Source organism: Stenotrophomonas sp. DR822 (assembly GCF_019793815.1).
Classification (GTDB): Bacteria; Pseudomonadota; Gammaproteobacteria; order Xanthomonadales; family Xanthomonadaceae; genus Stenotrophomonas; species Stenotrophomonas indicatrix.
Genome location: NZ_CP081826.1, coordinates 4,388,087 through 4,407,357 on the forward strand (window position 1 = coordinate 4,388,087; position 19,271 = coordinate 4,407,357).

Annotated in this window: 19 protein-coding genes; 8 read left to right on the top strand and 11 right to left on the bottom strand. The window is 66.1% G+C overall.

Annotated features, from left to right (window positions below):
- Positions 1-86 precede the first annotated feature (86 nt).
- The 3 genes from K5K93_RS19890 (at position 87) to K5K93_RS19900 (ending at position 7,027) form a co-directional block, all read left to right on the top strand.
- The gene (locus tag K5K93_RS19890) at positions 87-5,063 is read left to right on the top strand and encodes an NAD-glutamate dehydrogenase domain-containing protein (RefSeq protein ID WP_222388891.1); all 4,977 of its coding nucleotides are present in this window, start codon (positions 87-89) and stop codon (positions 5,061-5,063) included.
- A gap of 199 nt (positions 5,064-5,262) precedes the next feature.
- Positions 5,263-6,036, top strand: a complete 774-nt coding sequence (locus tag K5K93_RS19895; protein ID WP_025876850.1) for an NAD kinase — start codon at positions 5,263-5,265, stop codon at positions 6,034-6,036.
- Between the two features lie 46 nt (positions 6,037-6,082).
- A complete protein-coding gene (locus K5K93_RS19900; RefSeq protein WP_033831508.1) occupies positions 6,083-7,027 on the top strand; it encodes a 5'-nucleotidase in 945 nt (314 codons plus the stop codon).
- A gap of 30 nt (positions 7,028-7,057) precedes the next feature.
- Here the strand turns inward: K5K93_RS19900 and K5K93_RS19905 are convergent, their stop codons facing one another.
- From K5K93_RS19905 to asnS, 11 genes are all read right to left on the bottom strand, one after another.
- Entirely contained in the window at positions 7,058-7,609 is a 552-nt protein-coding gene (locus K5K93_RS19905; RefSeq protein ID WP_093819061.1) for a DUF2939 domain-containing protein, read from the bottom strand.
- A 73-nt stretch (positions 7,610-7,682) separates the two neighbouring features.
- A complete protein-coding gene (locus K5K93_RS19910) occupies positions 7,683-8,369 on the bottom strand; it encodes a DUF2461 domain-containing protein (RefSeq protein WP_025876858.1) in 687 nt (228 codons plus the stop codon).
- The gene (sbcB, locus tag K5K93_RS19915) at positions 8,366-9,805 is read right to left on the bottom strand and encodes an exodeoxyribonuclease I (protein WP_222388893.1); all 1,440 of its coding nucleotides are present in this window, start codon (positions 9,803-9,805) and stop codon (positions 8,366-8,368) included. The genes K5K93_RS19910 and sbcB overlap by 4 nt, the downstream gene beginning before the upstream one ends.
- Positions 9,805-11,172, bottom strand: a complete 1,368-nt coding sequence (locus tag K5K93_RS19920; protein WP_222388896.1) for an NAD(P)/FAD-dependent oxidoreductase — start codon at positions 11,170-11,172, stop codon at positions 9,805-9,807. The genes sbcB and K5K93_RS19920 overlap by 1 nt, the downstream gene beginning before the upstream one ends.
- A gap of 29 nt (positions 11,173-11,201) precedes the next feature.
- A complete protein-coding gene (gene kynU / locus K5K93_RS19925; protein ID WP_222388898.1) occupies positions 11,202-12,476 on the bottom strand; it encodes a kynureninase in 1,275 nt (424 codons plus the stop codon).
- A 141-nt stretch (positions 12,477-12,617) separates the two neighbouring features.
- The gene (locus K5K93_RS19930) at positions 12,618-13,136 is read right to left on the bottom strand and encodes a 3-hydroxyanthranilate 3,4-dioxygenase (RefSeq protein WP_093819066.1); all 519 of its coding nucleotides are present in this window, start codon (positions 13,134-13,136) and stop codon (positions 12,618-12,620) included.
- A gap of 18 nt (positions 13,137-13,154) precedes the next feature.
- Positions 13,155-13,817 carry a carbonate dehydratase gene (can, locus tag K5K93_RS19935; RefSeq protein ID WP_093819067.1) on the bottom strand — a complete coding sequence of 221 codons (663 nt, stop codon included), beginning with the start codon at positions 13,815-13,817 and terminating at the stop codon, positions 13,155-13,157.
- 73 nt (positions 13,818-13,890) lie between these two features.
- Positions 13,891-14,529 (bottom strand): FMN-binding negative transcriptional regulator, encoded by a 639-nt coding sequence (locus K5K93_RS19940; RefSeq protein ID WP_222388900.1) that lies wholly within the window; start codon positions 14,527-14,529, stop codon positions 13,891-13,893.
- 9 nt (positions 14,530-14,538) lie between these two features.
- A complete protein-coding gene (locus tag K5K93_RS19945) occupies positions 14,539-14,853 on the bottom strand; it encodes a hypothetical protein (protein ID WP_006376526.1) in 315 nt (104 codons plus the stop codon).
- A 7-nt stretch (positions 14,854-14,860) separates the two neighbouring features.
- Positions 14,861-15,160 carry a hypothetical protein gene (locus K5K93_RS19950; RefSeq protein WP_006376524.1) on the bottom strand — a complete coding sequence of 100 codons (300 nt, stop codon included), beginning with the start codon at positions 15,158-15,160 and terminating at the stop codon, positions 14,861-14,863.
- 33 nt (positions 15,161-15,193) lie between these two features.
- Entirely contained in the window at positions 15,194-16,588 is a 1,395-nt protein-coding gene (gene asnS, locus K5K93_RS19955; RefSeq protein ID WP_132824745.1) for an asparagine--tRNA ligase, read from the bottom strand.
- A 129-nt stretch (positions 16,589-16,717) separates the two neighbouring features.
- Here asnS and K5K93_RS19960 point away from each other — a divergent pair, with 129 nt between their 5' ends.
- The 5 genes from K5K93_RS19960 to rplI all read left to right on the top strand — a co-directional run bounded on the left by K5K93_RS19960 (position 16,718) and on the right by rplI (position 19,131).
- Complete coding sequence (locus K5K93_RS19960) at positions 16,718-17,056, top strand: iron-sulfur cluster assembly accessory protein (protein WP_033831500.1); 339 nt, start codon at positions 16,718-16,720, stop codon at positions 17,054-17,056.
- 93 nt (positions 17,057-17,149) lie between these two features.
- A complete protein-coding gene (locus tag K5K93_RS19965) occupies positions 17,150-17,692 on the top strand; it encodes a CbrC family protein (RefSeq protein WP_099784732.1) in 543 nt (180 codons plus the stop codon).
- A 201-nt stretch (positions 17,693-17,893) separates the two neighbouring features.
- Positions 17,894-18,331 (top strand): 30S ribosomal protein S6, encoded by a 438-nt coding sequence (rpsF, locus tag K5K93_RS19970; protein ID WP_025876882.1) that lies wholly within the window; start codon positions 17,894-17,896, stop codon positions 18,329-18,331.
- Positions 18,332-18,342: 11 nt separating this feature from the next.
- The gene (gene rpsR / locus K5K93_RS19975; protein WP_002804494.1) at positions 18,343-18,573 is read left to right on the top strand and encodes a 30S ribosomal protein S18; all 231 of its coding nucleotides are present in this window, start codon (positions 18,343-18,345) and stop codon (positions 18,571-18,573) included.
- Positions 18,574-18,678: 105 nt separating this feature from the next.
- Positions 18,679-19,131 (top strand): 50S ribosomal protein L9, encoded by a 453-nt coding sequence (gene rplI, locus K5K93_RS19980; protein WP_049469063.1) that lies wholly within the window; start codon positions 18,679-18,681, stop codon positions 19,129-19,131.
- Positions 19,132-19,271: the final 140 nt, after the last annotated feature.

Below are 19,271 nucleotides of genomic sequence, written 5' to 3' on the forward strand. Positions count from 1 at the left end.
CTGGTTATTCCGTCCTGCAGCAAGGCCTTTTCGTGCGGTAGGGCTACAATTTCATTTTCCCAACTGAGCAAGCGCGCCGCTCTGCCATGAAACCGCAAAAAACCGCAGCCAAGACCGTGAAAAACAAAAGCAAACCAGTTGAGTCGGAGGTCGCAGTGACCGCTGGTTTCTCCCTGGAGCCGGTGTACACGGCCTTGCGCAAGCGTTACCCCGCGGCCGCCCAGGCCGAGGCAGTGGCATTCGCCGCCGATTTCTACAAGCGCATGGAGGCCGACGAGTTCCCCCATCACAGCGCTGAGGAGTGGGCCGCGCTCGCAGCCGAAACGCTGGAATTCGCCCGTGCCCGCAAGGCCGGCAAGGCCAATGTCCGCGTGTTCAATCCGACCGCGAAGGCCAACGGTTGGGAATCGCCGCACACCGTGCTGCAGATCATCAACGACGACATGCCGTTCCTGGTCGACACCGTGACCATGTCACTGGCCGAGCATGGCATCGGCGTACACGTGCTGGGCCACCCGGTTCTGCATTTCACCCGTGACAAGGCCGGCAAGCTGACCAAGGTCGGCGAGGGCCAGCTGGAATCGGTGATGCTGCTGGAGATCGACCGCCAGCCGGCCGAAGCCATGGCAGACATCGAGCAGGCCATCAACAAGGCGCTGGACGAAGTGCGCGCCATTGTGCGCGACTGGCAGCCGATGCAGGACAAGGCGCTGGCGCTGGCCGACGACCTGGGCAGCCGCCAGCTGCCGGTCGACGCCGCTTCGCGCAAGGAAGCACAGGAATTCCTGCGCTGGGCCGCCGACAACCACTTCACCTTCTTCGGCTACCGCGAGTACCGCGTCGAGAAGCAGGGCAAGGAAGACGTGCTGGCGCCGCTGAACGACACTGGCCTGGGCCTGATGCGCGGCAAGGACAAGTCCGCTGCACGTCCGGTCAAGACCCTGGCCGCGCAGGGCCTGAACACCACGTCCGGGCTGAAGGACGCGCTGATCCTGACCAAGACCAATGCCCGTTCGCGCGTGCACCGCGCCGGCTACATGGACTACATCGGCGTGCTGGAATTCGACGCCAAGGGCAGGATCATCGGCGAACAGCGCTTCCTCGGCCTGTTCACCTCCAGCGCCTACAACCGCCGCCCGTGGGAAATCCCGCTGGTGCGCCAGCGCTACGAGCACGTGATGAAGCAGTCCGGCCTGGCCGGCTCCAGCCACAGCGGCAAGGCCCTGCGCCACATCCTGGAAACCCTGCCGCGCGAAGAACTTTTCCAGTCCAGCGAGGACGAACTGTTCCGCACCGCGATGGGCGTGCTGGGCCTGCAGGAGCGTGTGCGCAGCCGCCTGTTCCTGCGTCGCGACAAGTACAGCCGTTTCATTTCCGCGCTGGTCTACCTGCCGCGCGAGCGTTTCAACACCGACGTGCGCCTGCGCATCGAAGCGATGCTCAAGGAAGCGCTGCACGGCGAGTACGTGGACAGCTCGGTGGTGCTGGGTGAATCGCCGTTGGCCCAGGTGCACCTGATCGTGCGTCCGAAGCCGGGCGAAATGCTCGACGTCGATACCGCCGAACTGGAGCAGAAGCTGGCCCAGGTGCTGCGCAACTGGCAGGACGACCTGCGCGAAGCGCTGGTCACCCGTCATGGTGAAGCCGAAGGCCTGCGCATTGCTGCACGTATCGGCAAGGCGCTGCCGGCCGGTTACATCGAAGACAACAGCACCGCCGTTGCCGCCAACGATGTCAGCCAGCTCGACGCGCTGACCGGTCCGGACGACCTGCGCCTGAGCCTGCAGGCCGTGCCGCGCGAATCCGGCGATGGCCTGCGCCTGAAGCTGTATCGCCAGCTGGATGACATCCCGCTGTCGGACGCGCTGCCGATGATGGAAAACATGGGCCTGCGCGTGATCGCCGAGCGTCCGTACCGCCTGTCGGTGGACAACGCGCCGGTGTACGTGCAGGACTTCGAGGTCGAGTCGACCGCTGGTGCGATCGATGCGGCCAGCGTCGATGAAGCCTTCGGTGAGACCTTTGCCCGCGTCTGGCACGGCGATGCCGAGAACGATGGCTTCAACCGCCTGGTGCTGGCTGCCGGCCTGCACTGGCGCCAGGTCGCCATGCTGCGTGGCTACTGCAAGTACCTGCTGCAGACCGGCGTGCCGTTCTCGCAGGCTTACGTCGAAGGCACCTTCACCCGCTACCCGTTGCTGGCACGCCTGCTGGTGGAACTGTTCGAAGCCCGCTTCGATCCGGCCACCGGCCATGAAAGCAAGGAAGACATCGCCGCTGGCCAGGCGCAGCTGAAGGCCCACCTCGAGGTGCTAGCTGCCGGCGACGAGGCCACCCTGAAGGTGCTCAAGACCGTGGTCGACGCCCGCAAGGGTGACCGCGATACGCAGATGCAGGCCGCGCGCGAAGCGCTGCTGAAGCTGATGGACCGCGTGTCGAGCCTGGACGAGGACCGCATCCTGCGTTCCTTCATGGGCGTGATCGATGCGACCCTGCGCACCAGCTACTACCAGACCGATGCCAATGGCCAGCACGGCCATGTCATCAGCTTCAAGTTCGATTCGGCCCTGGTGCCGGACCTGCCCAAGCCGCGCCCGTACCGCGAAATCTTCGTGTATGGCCCGCGCGTGGAAGGTACCCACCTGCGCTTCGGTGCCGTCGCCCGTGGCGGCCTGCGCTGGTCGGATCGCCGCGAAGACTTCCGTACCGAAGTGCTGGGCCTGGTCAAGGCGCAGATGGTCAAGAACACCGTCATCGTGCCGGTCGGTGCGAAGGGCGGCTTCTTCGCCAAGATGCCGCCGGTGAACGGTGATCGCGATGCGATCTTCGCCAACGGCGTGGCCTGCTACAAGCTGTTCATCCAGGGCCTGCTGGACATCACCGACAACATCGTCAACAACAAGATCGTGCCGCCGGTGGATGTCGTGCGCCATGACATGGACGATCCGTACCTGGTGGTGGCCGCCGACAAGGGCACCGCGACCTTCTCCGACATCGCCAACGGCCTGGCCATCGCGCACGGCTTCTGGATGGGCGATGCATTCGCCTCCGGCGGTTCGGTCGGTTACGACCACAAGGGCATGGGCATCACCGCGCGCGGCGCATGGGAGTCGGTCAAGCGCCACTTCCGTGCACTGGGCCGTGACAGCCAGACCCAGGACTTCACCGCGGTTGGCGTCGGCGACATGTCCGGCGACGTGTTCGGCAACGGCATGCTGCTGTCGCGCCACATCCGCCTGGTCGCTGCGTTCGACCACCGCCACATCTTCCTGGACCCGAACCCGGATGCAGCGACCACGTTCGTCGAACGTGAGCGTCTGTTCACCGTGCCGCGTTCGAGCTGGGCGGACTACGATGCCAAGCTGATCAGCAAGGGCGGCGGCGTGTATCCGCGCAGCCTGAAGTCGATCGAGATCACCCCGCAGGTGCGTGAAGTGCTGGGCCTGGACGAGAACGTCAAGGCGCTGTCGCCGAACGATCTGATGAGCGCGATCCTGAAGGCACCGGTCGACCTGCTGTGGAACGGCGGCATCGGTACCTACGTCAAGGCCGCCAGCGAGCAGCACAGCGATGTCGGCGACCGCGCCAACAACGCCCTGCGCGTGAATGGTGGCGAGCTGCGCTGCAAGGTGGTGGGCGAGGGCGGCAACCTGGGCATGACCCAGCTGGGCCGCATCGAAGCTGCCCAGGCCGGCGTGCTGCTCAACACCGACTTCATCGACAACTCGGCCGGTGTGGATACCTCCGACCACGAAGTCAACATCAAGATCCTGCTCAACGATGTGGTGCGGGCCAAGAAGCTGACCGTCGAGCAGCGCAACAAGCTGCTGGCGTCGATGACCGACGAAGTCGCCGCGCTGGTGCTCAACGACAACTACCGCCAGAACCAGGCCCTGAGCCTGATGGAGCGGATGGCGGTCAAGCGCCTGGGGTCCAAGCAGCACTTCATCCGTACCCTGGAACAGCAGGGCCTGCTGGATCGCCAGATCGAGTTCCTGCCGTCCGACGCCGAGCTGTCCCAGCGCAAGGCACGCGGCCAGGGCCTGACCCGTCCGGAACTGTCGGTGCTGCTGTCCTATTCCAAGCTGGTGGCGTTCGCGCAGCTGCTGGATTCGGACATCCCGGAAGATCCGTACCTGTCCAAGGAGCTGCAGCGTTACTTCCCGACCCCGTTGCAGAAGAAGTACGCCGACGCGATGGAGCGTCACCGCCTGAAGCGCGAAATCATCGCCACGGCCGTGACCAACCAGACCATCAACCGCATGGGCGCCACCTTCCTGATGCGCATGCAGGAAGACACCGGCCGTTCCATTGCCGAGGTCGCCAAGGCCTACACCATCAGCCGCGAAACGCTGGATGCACGCGCGCTGTGGGCGCAGATCGATGCCCTCGACGGCACGCTGCCGGAGTCGGTGCAGATCGACGCGCTGGAAGTGATCTGGAAGCTGCAGCGTTCGTTCGTGCGTTGGCTGCTGTCGCGCCCGGGCCCGATGCCGGGCATCACCGAGGCGGTCAACCGCTACCAGGGTCCGTTCAACGACATCCGTGTTGCTTCGGGTGTGCTGCCGGATTCGCAGCGTCCGACCTACGAAGCCCTGGTGGCCGAGTGGAAGGAAAAGGGCCTGCCGTCGGCGCTGGCACAGCAGCTGGCCGAACTGCACTTCCTGGAACCGGCGTTCGACATCATCGAACTGGCCCGTACCCGCAAGCTGAAGCCGGTGGATGTTTCCAAGATCCACTTCCGCCTGGGCGATGCCCTGCAGCTGCCGTGGCTGTTCGAGCAGATCGACGCGCTGGAGGTCAACGGCCGCTGGCACGCAGTGGCACGTGGCGTGCTGCGCGACGAACTGGCCGCACACCACCGCAGCCTGGCCGGCCAGGTGCTGGCGACCAAGGGCAGCACCGCTGAAGCCAAGGTGGCCGCGTGGATCGGTCGTGACGACAGCAGCCTGCGCTTCACGCTGGCGATGCTGGCCGAACTGGCCGAGCAGAAGACCCTCGACTACCCGACCGTTTCGGTCGCGGTGCAGCGCCTGGGTCAGCTCGCTGCCCACGGCGCGTAAGTGAGGTAGTGCCAGGCCACGCCTGGCATGCGTGAACCGGAACGGCCCCGCGAAAGCGGGGCCGTTTTTTCTTGCGGACGACCGCCGGGCGTGGCCCGGCGCTACCGATGTAAGGCGGAGCAGGTAGCGCCGGGCCATGCCCGGCGAGCGCAGCGGTGCTCGGTTATGCTCTCCACCAAGCCTTCCCCCGGATCCACCGATGAGCGACACCCCCCGCATCGCTTTCTTGGCCAGTACCACCGAACCTGCACAGATGGCCCGTGCGGCGATGGTCTCGCGCTATGGCGACCACGCCCCGGACCAGGCCGATGTGCTGTGCCCGCTCGGCGGCGATGGCTTCATGCTGCAGACCCTGCATCGTCACGGACACCTGGGCAGGCCGGTGTTCGGGATGAAGCTGGGCACGGTGGGTTTCCTGATGAACCAGTACCGCGGCGACGACGACGTGCATGCGCGTATCGCCCGTGCCGAGCCGGCCCACCTGCGCCCGCTGGAAATGATGGCATTGACCGAATCGGGTACCACCACCGGCTCGCTGGCCTACAACGATGTCTCGCTGCTGCGCCAGACCCGGCAGGCGGCGCATATCGGCATCGACCTCAATGGCCAGGAGCGGGTGGGCGAACTGATCGGCGATGGCGTGCTGGTGGCCACTCCGGCCGGAAGCACCGCCTACAACTACTCTGCACATGGGCCGGTGCTGCCGCTGGGCTCGCACACCATCGCCCTGACGCCGCTGGCCCCCTATCGCCCGCGGCGCTGGCGCGGCGCCATTCTGAAGGCCGACACCGAAGTGCGCTTCCGCGTGCTCGATCCCTACAAGCGTCCGGTCAGCGTCACCGCCGATTCGCACGAGACCCGCGATGTGGTCGAAGTGACGATCCGTGAGTCGCGCGAGCACCGGGTAACCCTGCTGTTCGACCCGGAGCACAACCTTGAAGACCGGATCCTGAGCGAACAGTTCGTTTTTTGACGACAATAGGCGGCCGGCACTGCCGACCGCTTGAAGGACCCCACCGATGGGCGACAACTCCCCCCGTTTGCTGACCGTCGCGGTGACCTCGCGTGCGCTGTTCGACCTGGAAGAAAGCCATGCGCTGTTCGAGAGCGATGGTGTGGCCGCCTATGCCGAGTACCAGCGCCAGCACGAGGACGACATCCTCGGGCCGGGCGTGGCCTTCCCGGTGGTGCGCAAGCTGCTGGCACTGAACCAGGGCGCCAGCCCCGAGAACCCGCGCGTGGAAGTGATCCTGCTTTCACGCAACTCGGCCGATACCGGCCTGCGCATCTTCAATTCCATCCAGCACTACGGGTTGGGCATCATCCGCGCGACCTTCACCGCCGGTGAGCCGACCTGGCCGTACGTGAAGCCGTTCGGCACCGACCTGTTCCTGTCGGCCAATCCGGAATCGGTGCGCAGCGCGCTTCGCCATGGCATCGCTGCGGCCACCATCCTGCCCAAGCCGCCGGGTGAGACCGCTGCCGCTGCCGCCGACCAGATCGACATCACCCGCCCGGCCGGGCAGCTGCGCATCGCTTTCGATGGTGATGCGGTGATCTTCGGGGACGAGAGCGAGCGCATTTCGCGCGAGCAGGGCGTGGAAGCCTTTGGCCGGCACGAACGCGAGCGTGCACGCGAGCCACTCAGTGGCGGTCCATTCCGCGGTTTCCTCTCCGCGCTGCACACGCTGCAGGAAGTGTTCCCGGCCGGCGACAGCGCGCCCATCCGTACGGCGCTGGTGACCGCGCGTTCTGCACCGGCGCATGAGCGGGTGATCCGTACCCTGCGCGAATGGGGCGTGCGCCTGGACGAGGCGCTGTTCCTTGGCGGGCGGCACAAGGGCCCGTTCCTGCAGGCGTTCGGTGCCGACATCTTCTTTGACGATTCGCAGCACAACATCGACAGTGCTCGTGAACACGTAGCCGCTGGCCACGTGCCGCATGGTGTCGCCAACGAAGGGTGATCGTCGCCGGGCATGGCCCGGCGCTACCGGTTACGGGCTGCCTGACATCCCCAACTGCAGGTCCACCACCTTCCAGCGCAGGCCTTGCGGTTCCAGCACTACCTTCAACGGAGGCTGGCCGGGGCCGCGATCGACGTCGACCACGAAGCGGTCCAGGGCTTCGAAGTGGTGTTCGGCGTTCTTCAGCGGTCGCGCCGGCTCGGTTGCAGCCAAGGCCTCGCCGCCCTGCAGTTCATTGCGGCCGCGCTTCCACAGGACGTGGCCCTGCAACATCGCGCCGATACCGGTGGGCGTGACCATCGTGTCCACCGCAGCGCCGCCCAGCTGGTCACCCAACCCGTACAGCAGGGCACCGAAGGGACTGGCAGCGACCTCGGGGCCGGCCTGGCGCACCAGGTAGTCATTGAGCTGGGCACGCAGGCTGGTACGCACGCGTGGGAAATCCACGTAGCGCTCCAGACGGGCGGTGTCCCGTTGTTCGATGGCCTTGGACAGGCCATGCACGGTCAGGTAGGGGCCGCCGAACCACCAGGCGGCCACCACAGCGATCAGCAGAACGAGGATGCCAATGAGCTTCTTCATGGTGCACAGCCTGCCGCAAGTACGGTTGCCGGTGGTGAACGGCGGGTGATCCCAGCGATGCCACCGGCGCCGTTCAGAACTCCAGATCCAGTGCAGCGCACAGGTAGTCCACGAACGGGCCGAGCGCCGCCAGGTCCTTGCCGAGCGTGGACAGAAGGCGCGGGCCGGTCATCGTGGCATCGTCCAGCGAACGCCACATCACCCAGTTGCGGTGCTTGAGGTCATCGATGAACTCGAAGTCAGCCGGGAAGCCGCGCGGTGGGCGAACCAGCTTCTCGGTTTCCTCGAAGTCGAAACGCCTGCGCAGCGCCGGTGCGTGCGCTGCCGCCTTCCAGCTTCCCGGGTTGTCGAGGATGAAGTGGCGGACGCGGCGCTGGGTTTCCGGTTCGGGATGCCACAGCCCGGCACCGACGAAGCTCTCGCCCGGTTGCAGGTGCACGTAGAACGAGGGTGCGGCCACTTCGCGGCGGCGCTCATGGAACAGGCGGGCACCCTGCCAGGTCTTGTACGGTGATTTGTCGTTGGAGAACCGCGCGTCGCGGTGGATGCGGAACAACGAGCCGCCCACGCCACGCGTGTCTGCGCGGAAGTGTCCGCTGACCTCGGCCAGCGCCGGCTGCAGGTCGCCCAGCAGGCGCAGGAATGGCTGCCGCACGTGGTCTTCGTACTGCTGGCGATGGTCGTTGAACCAGGTCTTGTCGTTGTGCAGCGCCAGGCTGCGCAGGAACTTGAAACTGGCATCGGAGAAATAGGTGCTCACAGGTCCTCCTGCAGGTGCTGGCCCCAGTCACGCAGCGATTGCAGCAGCGCGGCGCGGCGGGCATCGTCGGGTGCTTCGGCTGCCAGCGCGTCGAGCTGCTGCTGGAACTGGGCCAGGTTGAGTTCGCCCATGCCTTCCTCGCCGAACAGGCGCTGGCGGCGATAGGCATTCCAGCGCTCGCGTTCTTCCGGTGCAAGGCTGTCGGGATGATTGCGGGCGCGGTAGCGGAACAACAGCTCGGGCAAGCGCGGGTCGCGGAAGCGGCCTTCCAGTGCCGCCAACTGTTCCGGTGGCGTGGTCCGTGCCAGTGCCAGCAGCGGTTTGTCGCCGGCACCGAGGAAGCCGTCGTACAGCGAAGCATCCACGTCGGAGACGATCGCCACGCGCGGCTGGTTGTAGACCTGGCGCGCCTTCTCGGCCAGCTGCGGCGCGAACGCGCGCAGGCGTTCGGCCTTGGCTTCGATCGCCGCCACGTCCAGCCCGAGTCGTGCGTGGTCATCAGCGCGCAGGTGGTTCCAGGCCACCAGCGCCGGCACCTTGTTCAGGTGCACTTCCTTCAACGGCACCCGGGCCACGCCTTCGGGCAGTTCGCTGGCGCGCAGGTACAGGCGCTGGGCGATCACGTCGGCGGGCAGTTCCAGCAGGTCATCGATGTCGCCGTCGAGATCGAACACGATCACCCGGTTGTTGATGGTCGGATGTACCGCCAGCGGCAACACCGGTGCCGCGCAGAGGCGGCTGGCCGGGTAGCGCATCGAGATATGCAGCACCGGCTTCAGCGCGGTGACGTCGAGCAGGCTGCCGACGAAACGCTTGTCGCGCAGTTTCAGCGCGTAGTCCCACAGGCGCGGCTGCGACTGCTTGAACAGGCGCGCCATGCCGATCGTCGCGCGCACGTCCGACAGCGCTTCGTGGGCATCGCCCTCGCGCACGCCGTTGGCCTCGGCCAGATGCTCCAGCTTGAACGAGGTGGCGCCATCCTCGCGTTTGGGCCAGTGGATGCCGTCCGGGCGGATGGCATGCATCAGTCGCAGCATGTCCAGCAGGTCCCAGCGCGAGTTGCCGTTGCGCCACTCGCGTTCGTACGGGTCGTGGAAGTTGCGGAACAGGCCGTAGCGGATGAACTCGTCGTCGAAGCGCAGGGTGTTGTAGCCCAGTGCGCAGGTACCGGGGCGCGAGAGCTGCTCGTTGATGCGATCGAACGCCTCGGCTTCGCTGATGCCTTCGGTCAGCGCCTGCTGCGGCGTGATGCCGGTGACCATCGTTGCCATCGGCGAGGGCAGCAGATCATCGGCCGGGCGAACGAAGAAGCTGACCGGCGTGTCGATCTCATTGAGGTCGCTGTCGGTACGGATTGCCGCGTACTGGGAGATACGGGTGCGGCGCGGATCCTGGCCGAAGGTTTCCAGGTCGTAGAACAGGAAGCTGTCGGCCATCAGTGCGCGCCCTCCAGCACCGGCAGCTGCGCATGGATCTGCGCCTGCAGTGCGTTCCAGTCGATGTTGTCCAGCGTATCGTGGCCTGCAGTGGCGGCGATCAGCATCGCGCGCTGGATGTCGGTGCGGCGCAGTGCCTCGGCGTAGGGCGTGTGCAGGAACGTCACCATCGTGTAGTGCGGGACGAAACGCGTGGGCCAGCGCCGCTGCAGTTCCTGTTCCAGCTCACGTTGCAGCAGGAAGGCCGGATCGGCCACCCTGTCACGCATCTCCAGATAGTTTTCCAGCGCCATCTGCTGGATCGCACGCGCGTTCGGCTTGCGCTCGGCCTCGAATGCGGCGAACGCACTCTGCAGGTCGTCCGCCTCCATCAGATGGCGGGCCAGCGCCACGCAGTCCTCGAACGCGCAGTTCATGCCCTGGCCGTGGAACGGCACCATCGCATGCGCGGCGTCACCGATCAGCACGGCACGTGCCTGCTGGTGCCAGCGTTGCAGGGTGAGGGTGCCGAGCAGGCCGGGCGGATGCTGCTCCCAGTCTGCACGCAGGTTGGGAATCAGCGGCAGGGTATCGGCGAACTCACGCGCGAACAGCGCTTCGGCCTGGGCGCCGGTGGTGACCGTGGCAAAGCTCGGATCGCCATCGTTGGGCAGGAACAGGGTGACGGTGAAGGTGCCCTCGTGGTTGGGCAGGGCGATGCACATGTAGTGGCCACGCGGCCAGATATGCAGGGCATTGCGCTCGATGCGGAAGCCGCCATCGTCGCCCGGCGGAATTTCCAGTTCCTTGTAGGAATGGTCGAGGAAGGCAATGTCCTCGCCCAGCGGCTCGCGCCGGTTCATCGCCGCACGCAGCGCCGAGCCGGCGCCATCGGCACCCACCAGCGTATCGAAGCGGATATCGTGCGGGCTGTCGTCACGATCATCGATGAAGCGTGCGTAGCCCGCATCGAAATCGACGGTGTGCAGGCGGCGGTGGAAATGCACGGTGGCGCCGGCCTGCTCGGCCAGTTCCAGCAGCGTGGTGTTCAGGTCACTGCGATGGATCGACCAGATCACTTCGCTGTCGTCGCGACCATAACGCTGCAGCTGCGGCTCGCCCTCGCGCGGATGCACCATGCGCCCGCGCATCATCACCGCCCGCGCCATCACTTCGTCTTCCACGCCGGCCTGGCGCAACGCGTTGCGCCCGCGCTCGGCCAGGGCCAGGTTGATCGAACGGCCGCTTTCGTAATCGGCGATGCGCGGATCGCCACGGCGTTCGTACAGGGTGATGCGCCAGCCCTGCCGTGACAGCAGGATGGCCAGCAGGGATCCGGCCAGGCCGGCGCCGACAATGCTCAGCGAGCGGGATGCATGTGCGATCAACGAACTGTCCAGCAGTAGGGGAGGGCGGCTTACAGGCCAGCCCAGGCTTCCACTTCCTCGACGAAGTGGTGCACGTCGAGGTAGCGGTTGTAGAGCGGGGTGGGCGAAATGCGGATGACGTCCGGTTCGCGCCAGTCACCCAGCACGCCGATGGCGCGCAGGTGTTCGAACAGGGCGCGTCCACGCTCGCGGCCACCGATCACCCGCAGCGACAGCTGGCAGCCGCGGCGCTCCGGCTCGGCCGGGGTGACGATTTCCAGCACCTGCGGCAGGCGCGCGCGTACCAGTGCGTCGAGCATGCCGGTCAGTGCCAGCGACTTGCTGCGCAGCGATTCCATGCCAGCGCGTTCGAACAGGTCCAGCGATGCCCGCAGTGGCGCCAGGCCGAGGATCGGCGGGTTGCTCAGCTGCCAGCCCTCGGCACCGACCGCCGGCGTGAACTGCGGTGCCATCTGGAAGCGGGTGGCTTCGTCGTGGCCCCACCAACCGGCGAAGCGCGGCAGGGTGGTGTCGCGATGATGGCGCTCGTGCACGAAGGCACCGGCCACGGCGCCCGGGCCGCTGTTGAGGTACTTGTAGTGGCACCACACGGCGAAATCCGGGGCGACGTCATGCAGGCGCAGCGGCAGGTTGCCGACCGAGTGCGCCAGGTCGAAGCCGATGCGCGCGCCCTGCAGGCGTGCGGCGCGGGTGATCGCATCCAGGTCGAAGGCCTGGCCGCTGCGGTACTGCACGCCGGGCCACAACACCAGCGCCAGGCGCGGACCGTGCGCGGCGATCGCACGCTCGATGGCAGCCATCGAGATCGTGCCGCTGGCTTCATCCGGCTGCACTTCCACCAGGCAGTCGGCCGGGTCGAAGCCATGGAAGCGGATCTGCGCCTCCACCGCATGGCGGTCGGTCGGGAACGCGCCGGCTTCCATCAGGATCACCGGGCGTTCGGCCGTGGGCCGGTAGAAGCTGACCATCATCAGGTGCAGGTTCACGCTCAGCGTGTTCATTGCCACCACTTCGCTGGGCAGTGCACCGACCACGCGCGCCAGCTGTGCGCTGACCAGGCGGTGGTACGACAGCCATTGGGTCGGCCCGGTGAAGTGGCCTTCCACTGCCAGTTCGCCCCACTGCTTCATCACTTCCTGCACCGCAGCCTGCGCACCGCGCGGCTGCAGGCCCAGCGAGTTGCCGACGAAGTAGGTCTGCTCGCCGCCACCGTGGCGCGGAATCAGGAATTCCTGCCGCAGCGGCCGCAGCGGATCGGCGGCATCAAGGGCAATGGCGTGGGTGCGGCTGAGCAGGTCGGACATGGTCGGGCAACAGGCTGCAACGGGGTTGCCAGTGTAGCGCCTGGGGCATGCATGATGCCTCGCGGTGCGCTCGCCGGGCGTGGCCCGGCGCTACCCGGAGGTCGCGTGCTTGGGTAGCGCCGGGCCATGCCCGGCGAACGTTCAATCCGCTGGCGCCGGCAACGGATCCACGTGGCCGCACGCGCTGCAGGTGCGCAGTTCCAGGCTGGCCTGGTAGTGCGCGAACACCTTCGGCAGGTCGGTCTCGATGTTCTGCAGCGTGAAGTACTCTTCGTACAGCTTGTGGTTGCAGCGCTCGCAATGCCAGATCACGCCATCGCGTTCATGCGGCAGGCGCTTGCGTTCCACCACCAGGCCGACGCCACCGGGCGGGCGCCGCGGTGAGTGCGGCACCTTGCCCGGCAGCAGGAAGATCTCGCCGGCCCGGATCGGGATATCGCGCACCGCGCCATCCTCCTGCACCTTCAGCACCATCTCCCCTTCCAGCTGGTAGAACCACTCCGGGCCTTCGTCGTAGTGGAAATCGGTGCGGCTGTTCGGCCCGCCGACCACCATCACGATGAAATCGCCGTTGTCGATCATCTTGTTGCCGACCGGCGGCTTCAACAGATGCCGGTTTTCCTCGATCCAGGCGTGCAGGTTTATCGGCGAAGCGAGCATGGTGTCTTCCCCAGGGGATCAGTCGCGCTTGCCCTTGCGCGGAACATAGGACAGCGCCTTTTCATAGGCCGGCTGCAGGTCTTCCTGGGAGCCGACGTCGATGCCCATCTCGCGCACGCGGCCGTCCTTCAGGCTGTACACCCAGCCGTGCACCATCAGCTTCTGGCCGCGGGCCCAGGCGTCCTGCACGATCGTGGAGCGGCACAGGTTGGCGACCTGCTCGATCACATTCAGTTCGCACAGGCGTGCGTGCTTGAGTTCATCGGTATCGATCGCATCGAGGATGGCGGTGTGCTTCTGCATGACATCACCGACGTGGCGCAGCCAGTTGTCAGCCAGGCCGACCCGGGTGTTGTGCAGGCATGCGTGTACGCCACCACAGCCGTAGTGGCCGACGATCAGGATGTGCTTCACCTTCAGCTGGTCCACCGCGTACTGCACCACGCTCAGGCAGTTCAGGTCGGTATGGGCGACCACGTTGGCCACGTTGCGATGCACGAACACCTCACCCGGGGCCATGCCGATGATCTGGTTGGCCGGCACGCGCGAGTCGGAACAGCCGATCCACAGGTATTCCGGATGCTGCTGCTTGGCCAGCTGATGGAAGAAATCCGGATCTTCCTTCTCGATCCGGTCAGCCCAGTCGCGGTTGTTCTGCAGCAGCTTGTGGATGTCTTTCATGTTCGGGGTCCCTGGCGTCGGGTGGGGGCAAGGCGCGGCCGTTCTGGTCGCGTCGTCGCGGGAAACAGGGCGCTCAGCTGCCTGCGGCGGCTTCGTCGCGATACCGGCGCATCCACTGCGCCAGTTCGGTGGAATGGGGATTGTCCAGGCGTTGCAGTTCGGCCATCACCGCCTGCTGGTTGGCCTCGGGGTGGTTCTGGCTCAGCTTCAGCGTCAGCTGCACCTGCTCGACGGTGAAGCGGAAGCCGACGATGCCGCGCAGCTGGCGGCGGTGGTCGTCACGCTCGGGTTCGAACCGCCAGTTCTGGCCGACGCTGGCTTCGAAGTGGTCGCCGGTATCGCTGACCAGCTGGGCCAGGGCATCGGTATCGTCGAAGGGATGCAACTGGCCGCGCAGCTCGGCGGCTGCGTAGTTCCAGGTGGGCACCCGTGCCATCGGTTCCTTGTCCGGGTACCAGCTGGCCGATACATAGCCATGCGGCCCCTCCACCAGCACCTTGGCCGCACCGCTGTGGCGTGCCTGCGGGTTGGCACGGGCCCAGTGGCCGCGCAGCTCGATGTGGTCGCCGTCGCGCTGGTACAGCACCGGCAGCCGGGTCAGTTCCGGCAGGCCATCGCCACCGGCGGTCAGCACGGTGACGAACGGATCACGCGCCAGCAGGCGATCCAGCCACAGCAGGTCGGTCTCGGCGAAAGCGCGCGGGGTGAACATCGGTTGGCCTCAGGCGCGGCTGCCGAGCGACTGCACCATGCGCCCGCGCAGGCCTTCGTCGCTGCCTGCCTGCGGTGGCTGCACTTCATGCAGCGAGAAACCGCGCACCAGGGCATCTTCTTCATCCAGGCCGTCGTACTCGACGAACTCGGCATCGAACAGCTGCGAGCGGGCGGTGTCTTCGCTGTCGTAGCTCAGCGTATTGCCATCGCTGTCCAGCACTTCGGCGGTGCCGGCCTCGCGGATGCGCAGGCGTGCCCAGATCAGGGTGTTGCCGAGGCTGGCCAGCCACCAGCTGTCGCGCACGTGGGAAAGTTCGTTCATGTGTGTCTTACCAGAGCGAGGCCAGCCAGAGCAGGGCAGCCATGCCCAGTCCGGCCAGCAGGGTCAGCAGCGATACCCAGGCGGGCGTCGCCAGCCCGGACAGCGAGCGGTCCGGCTGGGTGCGGTATTCGCGCCGCAGCAGCCAGCCCAGCGCATCGGGCTTGAGGAAGGCGCCACTGCCGAAGCGCTGCGCCAGCGCCGGATGGCGATCGCGCACATGCACCAGGGTCAGCGGCCAGAAAATCACGAAGGCACTGAACCCGGCCACTGCAACGCCGACGAAACACAGGGCGAAGAACAGGGTCATGGGGGCAGTACCTCCGTGGTCGTGCGTGTGGGCTTAGAAGTCCGCGCTGCCCGGGGCGCGCGGGTAGGGGATCGCATCGCGGATGTTGGACAGGCCGCAGACGTACACCACCAGGCGCTCGAAGCCCAGGCCGAAGCCGGCGTGCGGTACCGAGCCGTAGCGGCGGAAATCGCGGTACCAGCTGTAGTGCTCGCGATCCAGGCCGAACTGCGCCATGCGTGCATCCAGCACGTCCAGGCGCTCTTCGCGCTGGCTGCCACCGATGATCTCGCCGATGCCCGGGGCCAGCACGTCCATCGCCGCGACGGTCTTGCCGTCATCGTTCAGGCGCATGTAGAAGGCCTTGATGTGCTCGGGGTAGTTGGTCACCACCACCGGGCGACCGACGTGTTCCTCGGTCAGCCAGCGCTCGTGCTCGGTCTGCAGGTCCAGGCCCCATTCGACCGGGAAGTCGAACTTCTTTCCGGACTTCTGCAGCAGGCTGACCGCATCGGTGTAGTCGATGCGTTCGAACGGCGCGTTGATGAAGTCTTCCAGCTTGGTGATCGCGTTCTTGTCCACGCGCTCGGCGATGAAGGCCAGGTCGTCGCCGCGCTCGTTGAGCACCGCGCGGAACAGGTACTTCAGGAATTCCTCGGCCAGGCGTGCGTCTTCGGCCAGGTCGGCGAAGGCGATTTCCGGCTCGATCATCCAGAATTCCGCCAGGTGGCGGGTGGTGTGGCTGTTCTCGGCGCGGAAGGTCGGGCCGAAGGTGTACACCTTGCTCAGCGCCAGGCAGTAGGCCTCGACGTTCAGCTGGCCGGACACGGTCAGGAAGGTTTCCTTGCCGAAGAAGTCGCGGCTGAAGTCGATCCCGCCCTGGGCGTCACGCGGCAGGTTCACCATGTCCAGGGTGGACACGCGGAACATCTGGCCGGCGCCTTCGGCGTCGGAGGTGGTGATGATCGGGGTGCTGATCCAGTTGAAGCCGTTCTCGTGGAAGAAGCGGTGCACGGCCTGGGCCAGGCAGTTGCGGATGCGGGTGACCGCGCCGAACAGGTTGGTGCGCGGGCGCAGGTGCGCCACTTCACGCAGGAACTCCGGCGTCATCGGCTTGGGCTGGATCGGGTAGGTGAGCGGGTCTTCGACCCAGCCGACCACCTCGACCGCGCTGGCCTGGATCTCGAACGACTGGCCCTTGCCCTGCGACTTCACCAGCGTGCCGGTGGCCACCAGCGAGCAGCCGGTGGTCAGGCGCTTGATCTCGTCGAAGTTGACCAGGGCATCACCAGCCACGACCTGGATGGGCGCGAAGCAGGAGCCGTCGGTCACGTTCACGAAGGCCAGATTTGCTGAACCGCGCACCGTGCGCACCCATCCGCGTACCGTGACTTCGCCGCCTTCCGGGATTTTCCCGGCAAGCGCATGTTCAACGCTGACCACCGTCATGACTTGAATCCTCTGCTGATCGACTCGATCTGTGAACACGGGAGTTTACCGGTTGCAGCGTTCTGCTTGCGAGGCATTTCTGCGCTCCTCCGGTCCCTATAATGTCCCGGTACCTCTGGAGTGATCCCCATGGCCGTCAGCCTGACCCCAATTGCCTTCGAGCGCGTACAGCGCTTCGTCGCCCAGACCCCCGGCGCGCTGGGCCTGCGTTTTGGCGTGACCAAGACCGGCTGCTCCGGCTGGGGCCACATCACCGACCTGGCCCGCGACGAGCGCGCGGACGACACCGTGTTCGACCAGGACGGGGTGAAGATCTATGTCGACGCCAAAAGCCTGGCCCTGGTGGACGGCACCGTGATCGACTTCGGCAAGCACGGCCTGAGCGAGACCTTCACGTTCAGCAACCCGAATGCCACCGCCGAGTGTGGCTGCGGCGAAAGCTTCACCACCGACGCCGACAAGGCCTGACGGCCGATTCTGGCGCCCGCCGGACGTGGTCCGGCGCTATCGGAACCTGCTCTGGTAGATGCCGACCTTGGTCGGCAGGGAAGGGATCCACGGATGGAACGACCGCTTTTCATTTATCACCCCAACGCCTACGCCCTCTCCTTCGAAGAGGTCGACGGGATCTGTGACTGCTGCGGTCAGTCGCGGACGCTTCGTTACCGGGGGCCGTTCTACACACCTCTGCGTCCCGATTACCTGTGCCCCTGGTGTATCGCTGATGGCAGGGCAGCGGCCAGTTACGAGGGTGAATTCACCGGCTGGAGCGATATCGAGGGGGTATCCCCGGATCCAGCCGACCCGCCGCCAACCATCGCCCGTGAGCTGCTGCTGGAGATCTGCGAGCGCACCCCGGGCTACTCGTCCTGGCAGCAATCGGTCTGGCTGAGCCATTGTGAACGGCCCTGCGCCTTCCTCGGCTTTGCCGGCAGCGAGGACCTCCTGCCCATCCTCGATCAGGTGCGGCCGGACGTGGCCGAGGTCAACCCGCGCGACGCCGACTGGCTGCTGGAACACCTGAGCCGGGACGGGGAGATGGTCGGCTGCCTGTTCCAGTGCCTGCAATGCGGCCAGCACCGCCTGCATGTGGATCTGGGGTAGCCCGGGGCGGTTTCCGCGTTCGCCGGGCATGGCCCGGCGCTACCAGATTCAGGTCGCTCTGCGGCTCGCCGGTTGCCCGGCAGCCCCATCTGCGCCATAATGCGCGGCTTCCTGCCTCCCTGGCAGGATCCCTTGCCCCACCGCGGTATCAACGGCGGGGGGCTGTCCGGCCGCAAGGCCACATCCGAAAGGTAGAAAAACATGAGTCGTCATTACGAAATCGTGTTCATGGTCCACCCGGACCAGAGCGAGCAGGTCCCGGCCATGATCGAGCGCTACAAGTCGCTGGTCGAGAACGGCAACGGCACCATCCACCGTCTGGAAGACTGGGGCCGCCGCCAGCTGGCGTACCCGATCCAGAACCTGGTGAAGGCGCACTACGTGCTGCTGAACATCGAAGTCGACCAGGCCGTGCTGACCGAACTGACCGAGAGCTTCCGCTTCAACGACGCCGTGCTGCGCAACCTGGTCATCAAGCGTGACGAGGCTGACACCGAGCAGTCGCTGATCATGAAGAGCAAGGACGAGAAGGGCGACAAGCCCGAGCGTGGTGAGCGTCGTCGTCGTGATGACGAAGAAGGCGAAACCACCCCCGCCGCTGACAACGATGCCGGCGACGACGCCGCTTCGGCCGCCTAAGGAGCACTGACATGTCCAAGTTCTTCCGTCGCCGCAAGTTCTGCAAGTTCACGGCCGAAGGTGTCAAGGAGATCGACTACAAGGATCTCAACACCCTGCGCCAGTACCTGACCGAGAACGGCAAGATCGTGCCGAGCCGCGTCACCGGTACCAAGTCGAAGTACCAGCGTCAGCTGGCGACCGCCGTCAAGCGCGCTCGCTTCCTGGCCCTGATTCCGTACACCGACAACCACGACGTCTGATGCCGGCGGGGCAGCTTCGCGCTGCCCCCGCTGTGCCAGCTATTCGGACAGCCTTTGTTGCGGGGCCCGCGCCTCGCTAACGAATAACTTATCTGGAGCAATACCATGCAGCTGATCCTCCTGCAGAAAGTCACCAACCTCGGCAACCTGGGCGACCTGGTCGACGTGAAGCCGGGCTACGGCCGTAACTTCCTCGTGCCGCAGGGCAAGGCCGTTCCGGCCACCGAGAGCAACAAGGCCGAGTTCGAAGCCAAGCGCGCCGAATACGAAGCCAAGGCCCAGTCCATCCACGCTGAAGCCGAAGCCCGCAAGGCCAAGCTGGAAGGCGCGAGCGTGACCGTCGCCGCCAACGCTTCGACCGAAGGCAAGCTGTACGGCTCGGTCGGCGCCCGCGAAATCGCCGATGCCTTCACCGCTGCCGGCCTGGCGCTGAGCAAGAGCGAAGTCATCCTGGGCGAAGGCGCCTTCCGCAACATTGGCGAGTACGAAGTCCTGGTGCACCTGCACGCGGACGTCGAGACCACCGTCAAGGTCGTGGTTGAAGCCGAAAAGGCCTGATCCCACGCCGCAAGGCCTGGTATCACCAGAACGGGCGCCCGCAAGGGTGCCCGTTTTGTTTTGGGGCGGCCCGTCCGGCCGGGCCGGTGCTTGGCCTGCTGCGCCTGCGCCGACAGAGCCTGGATGAATCCATGAAGATC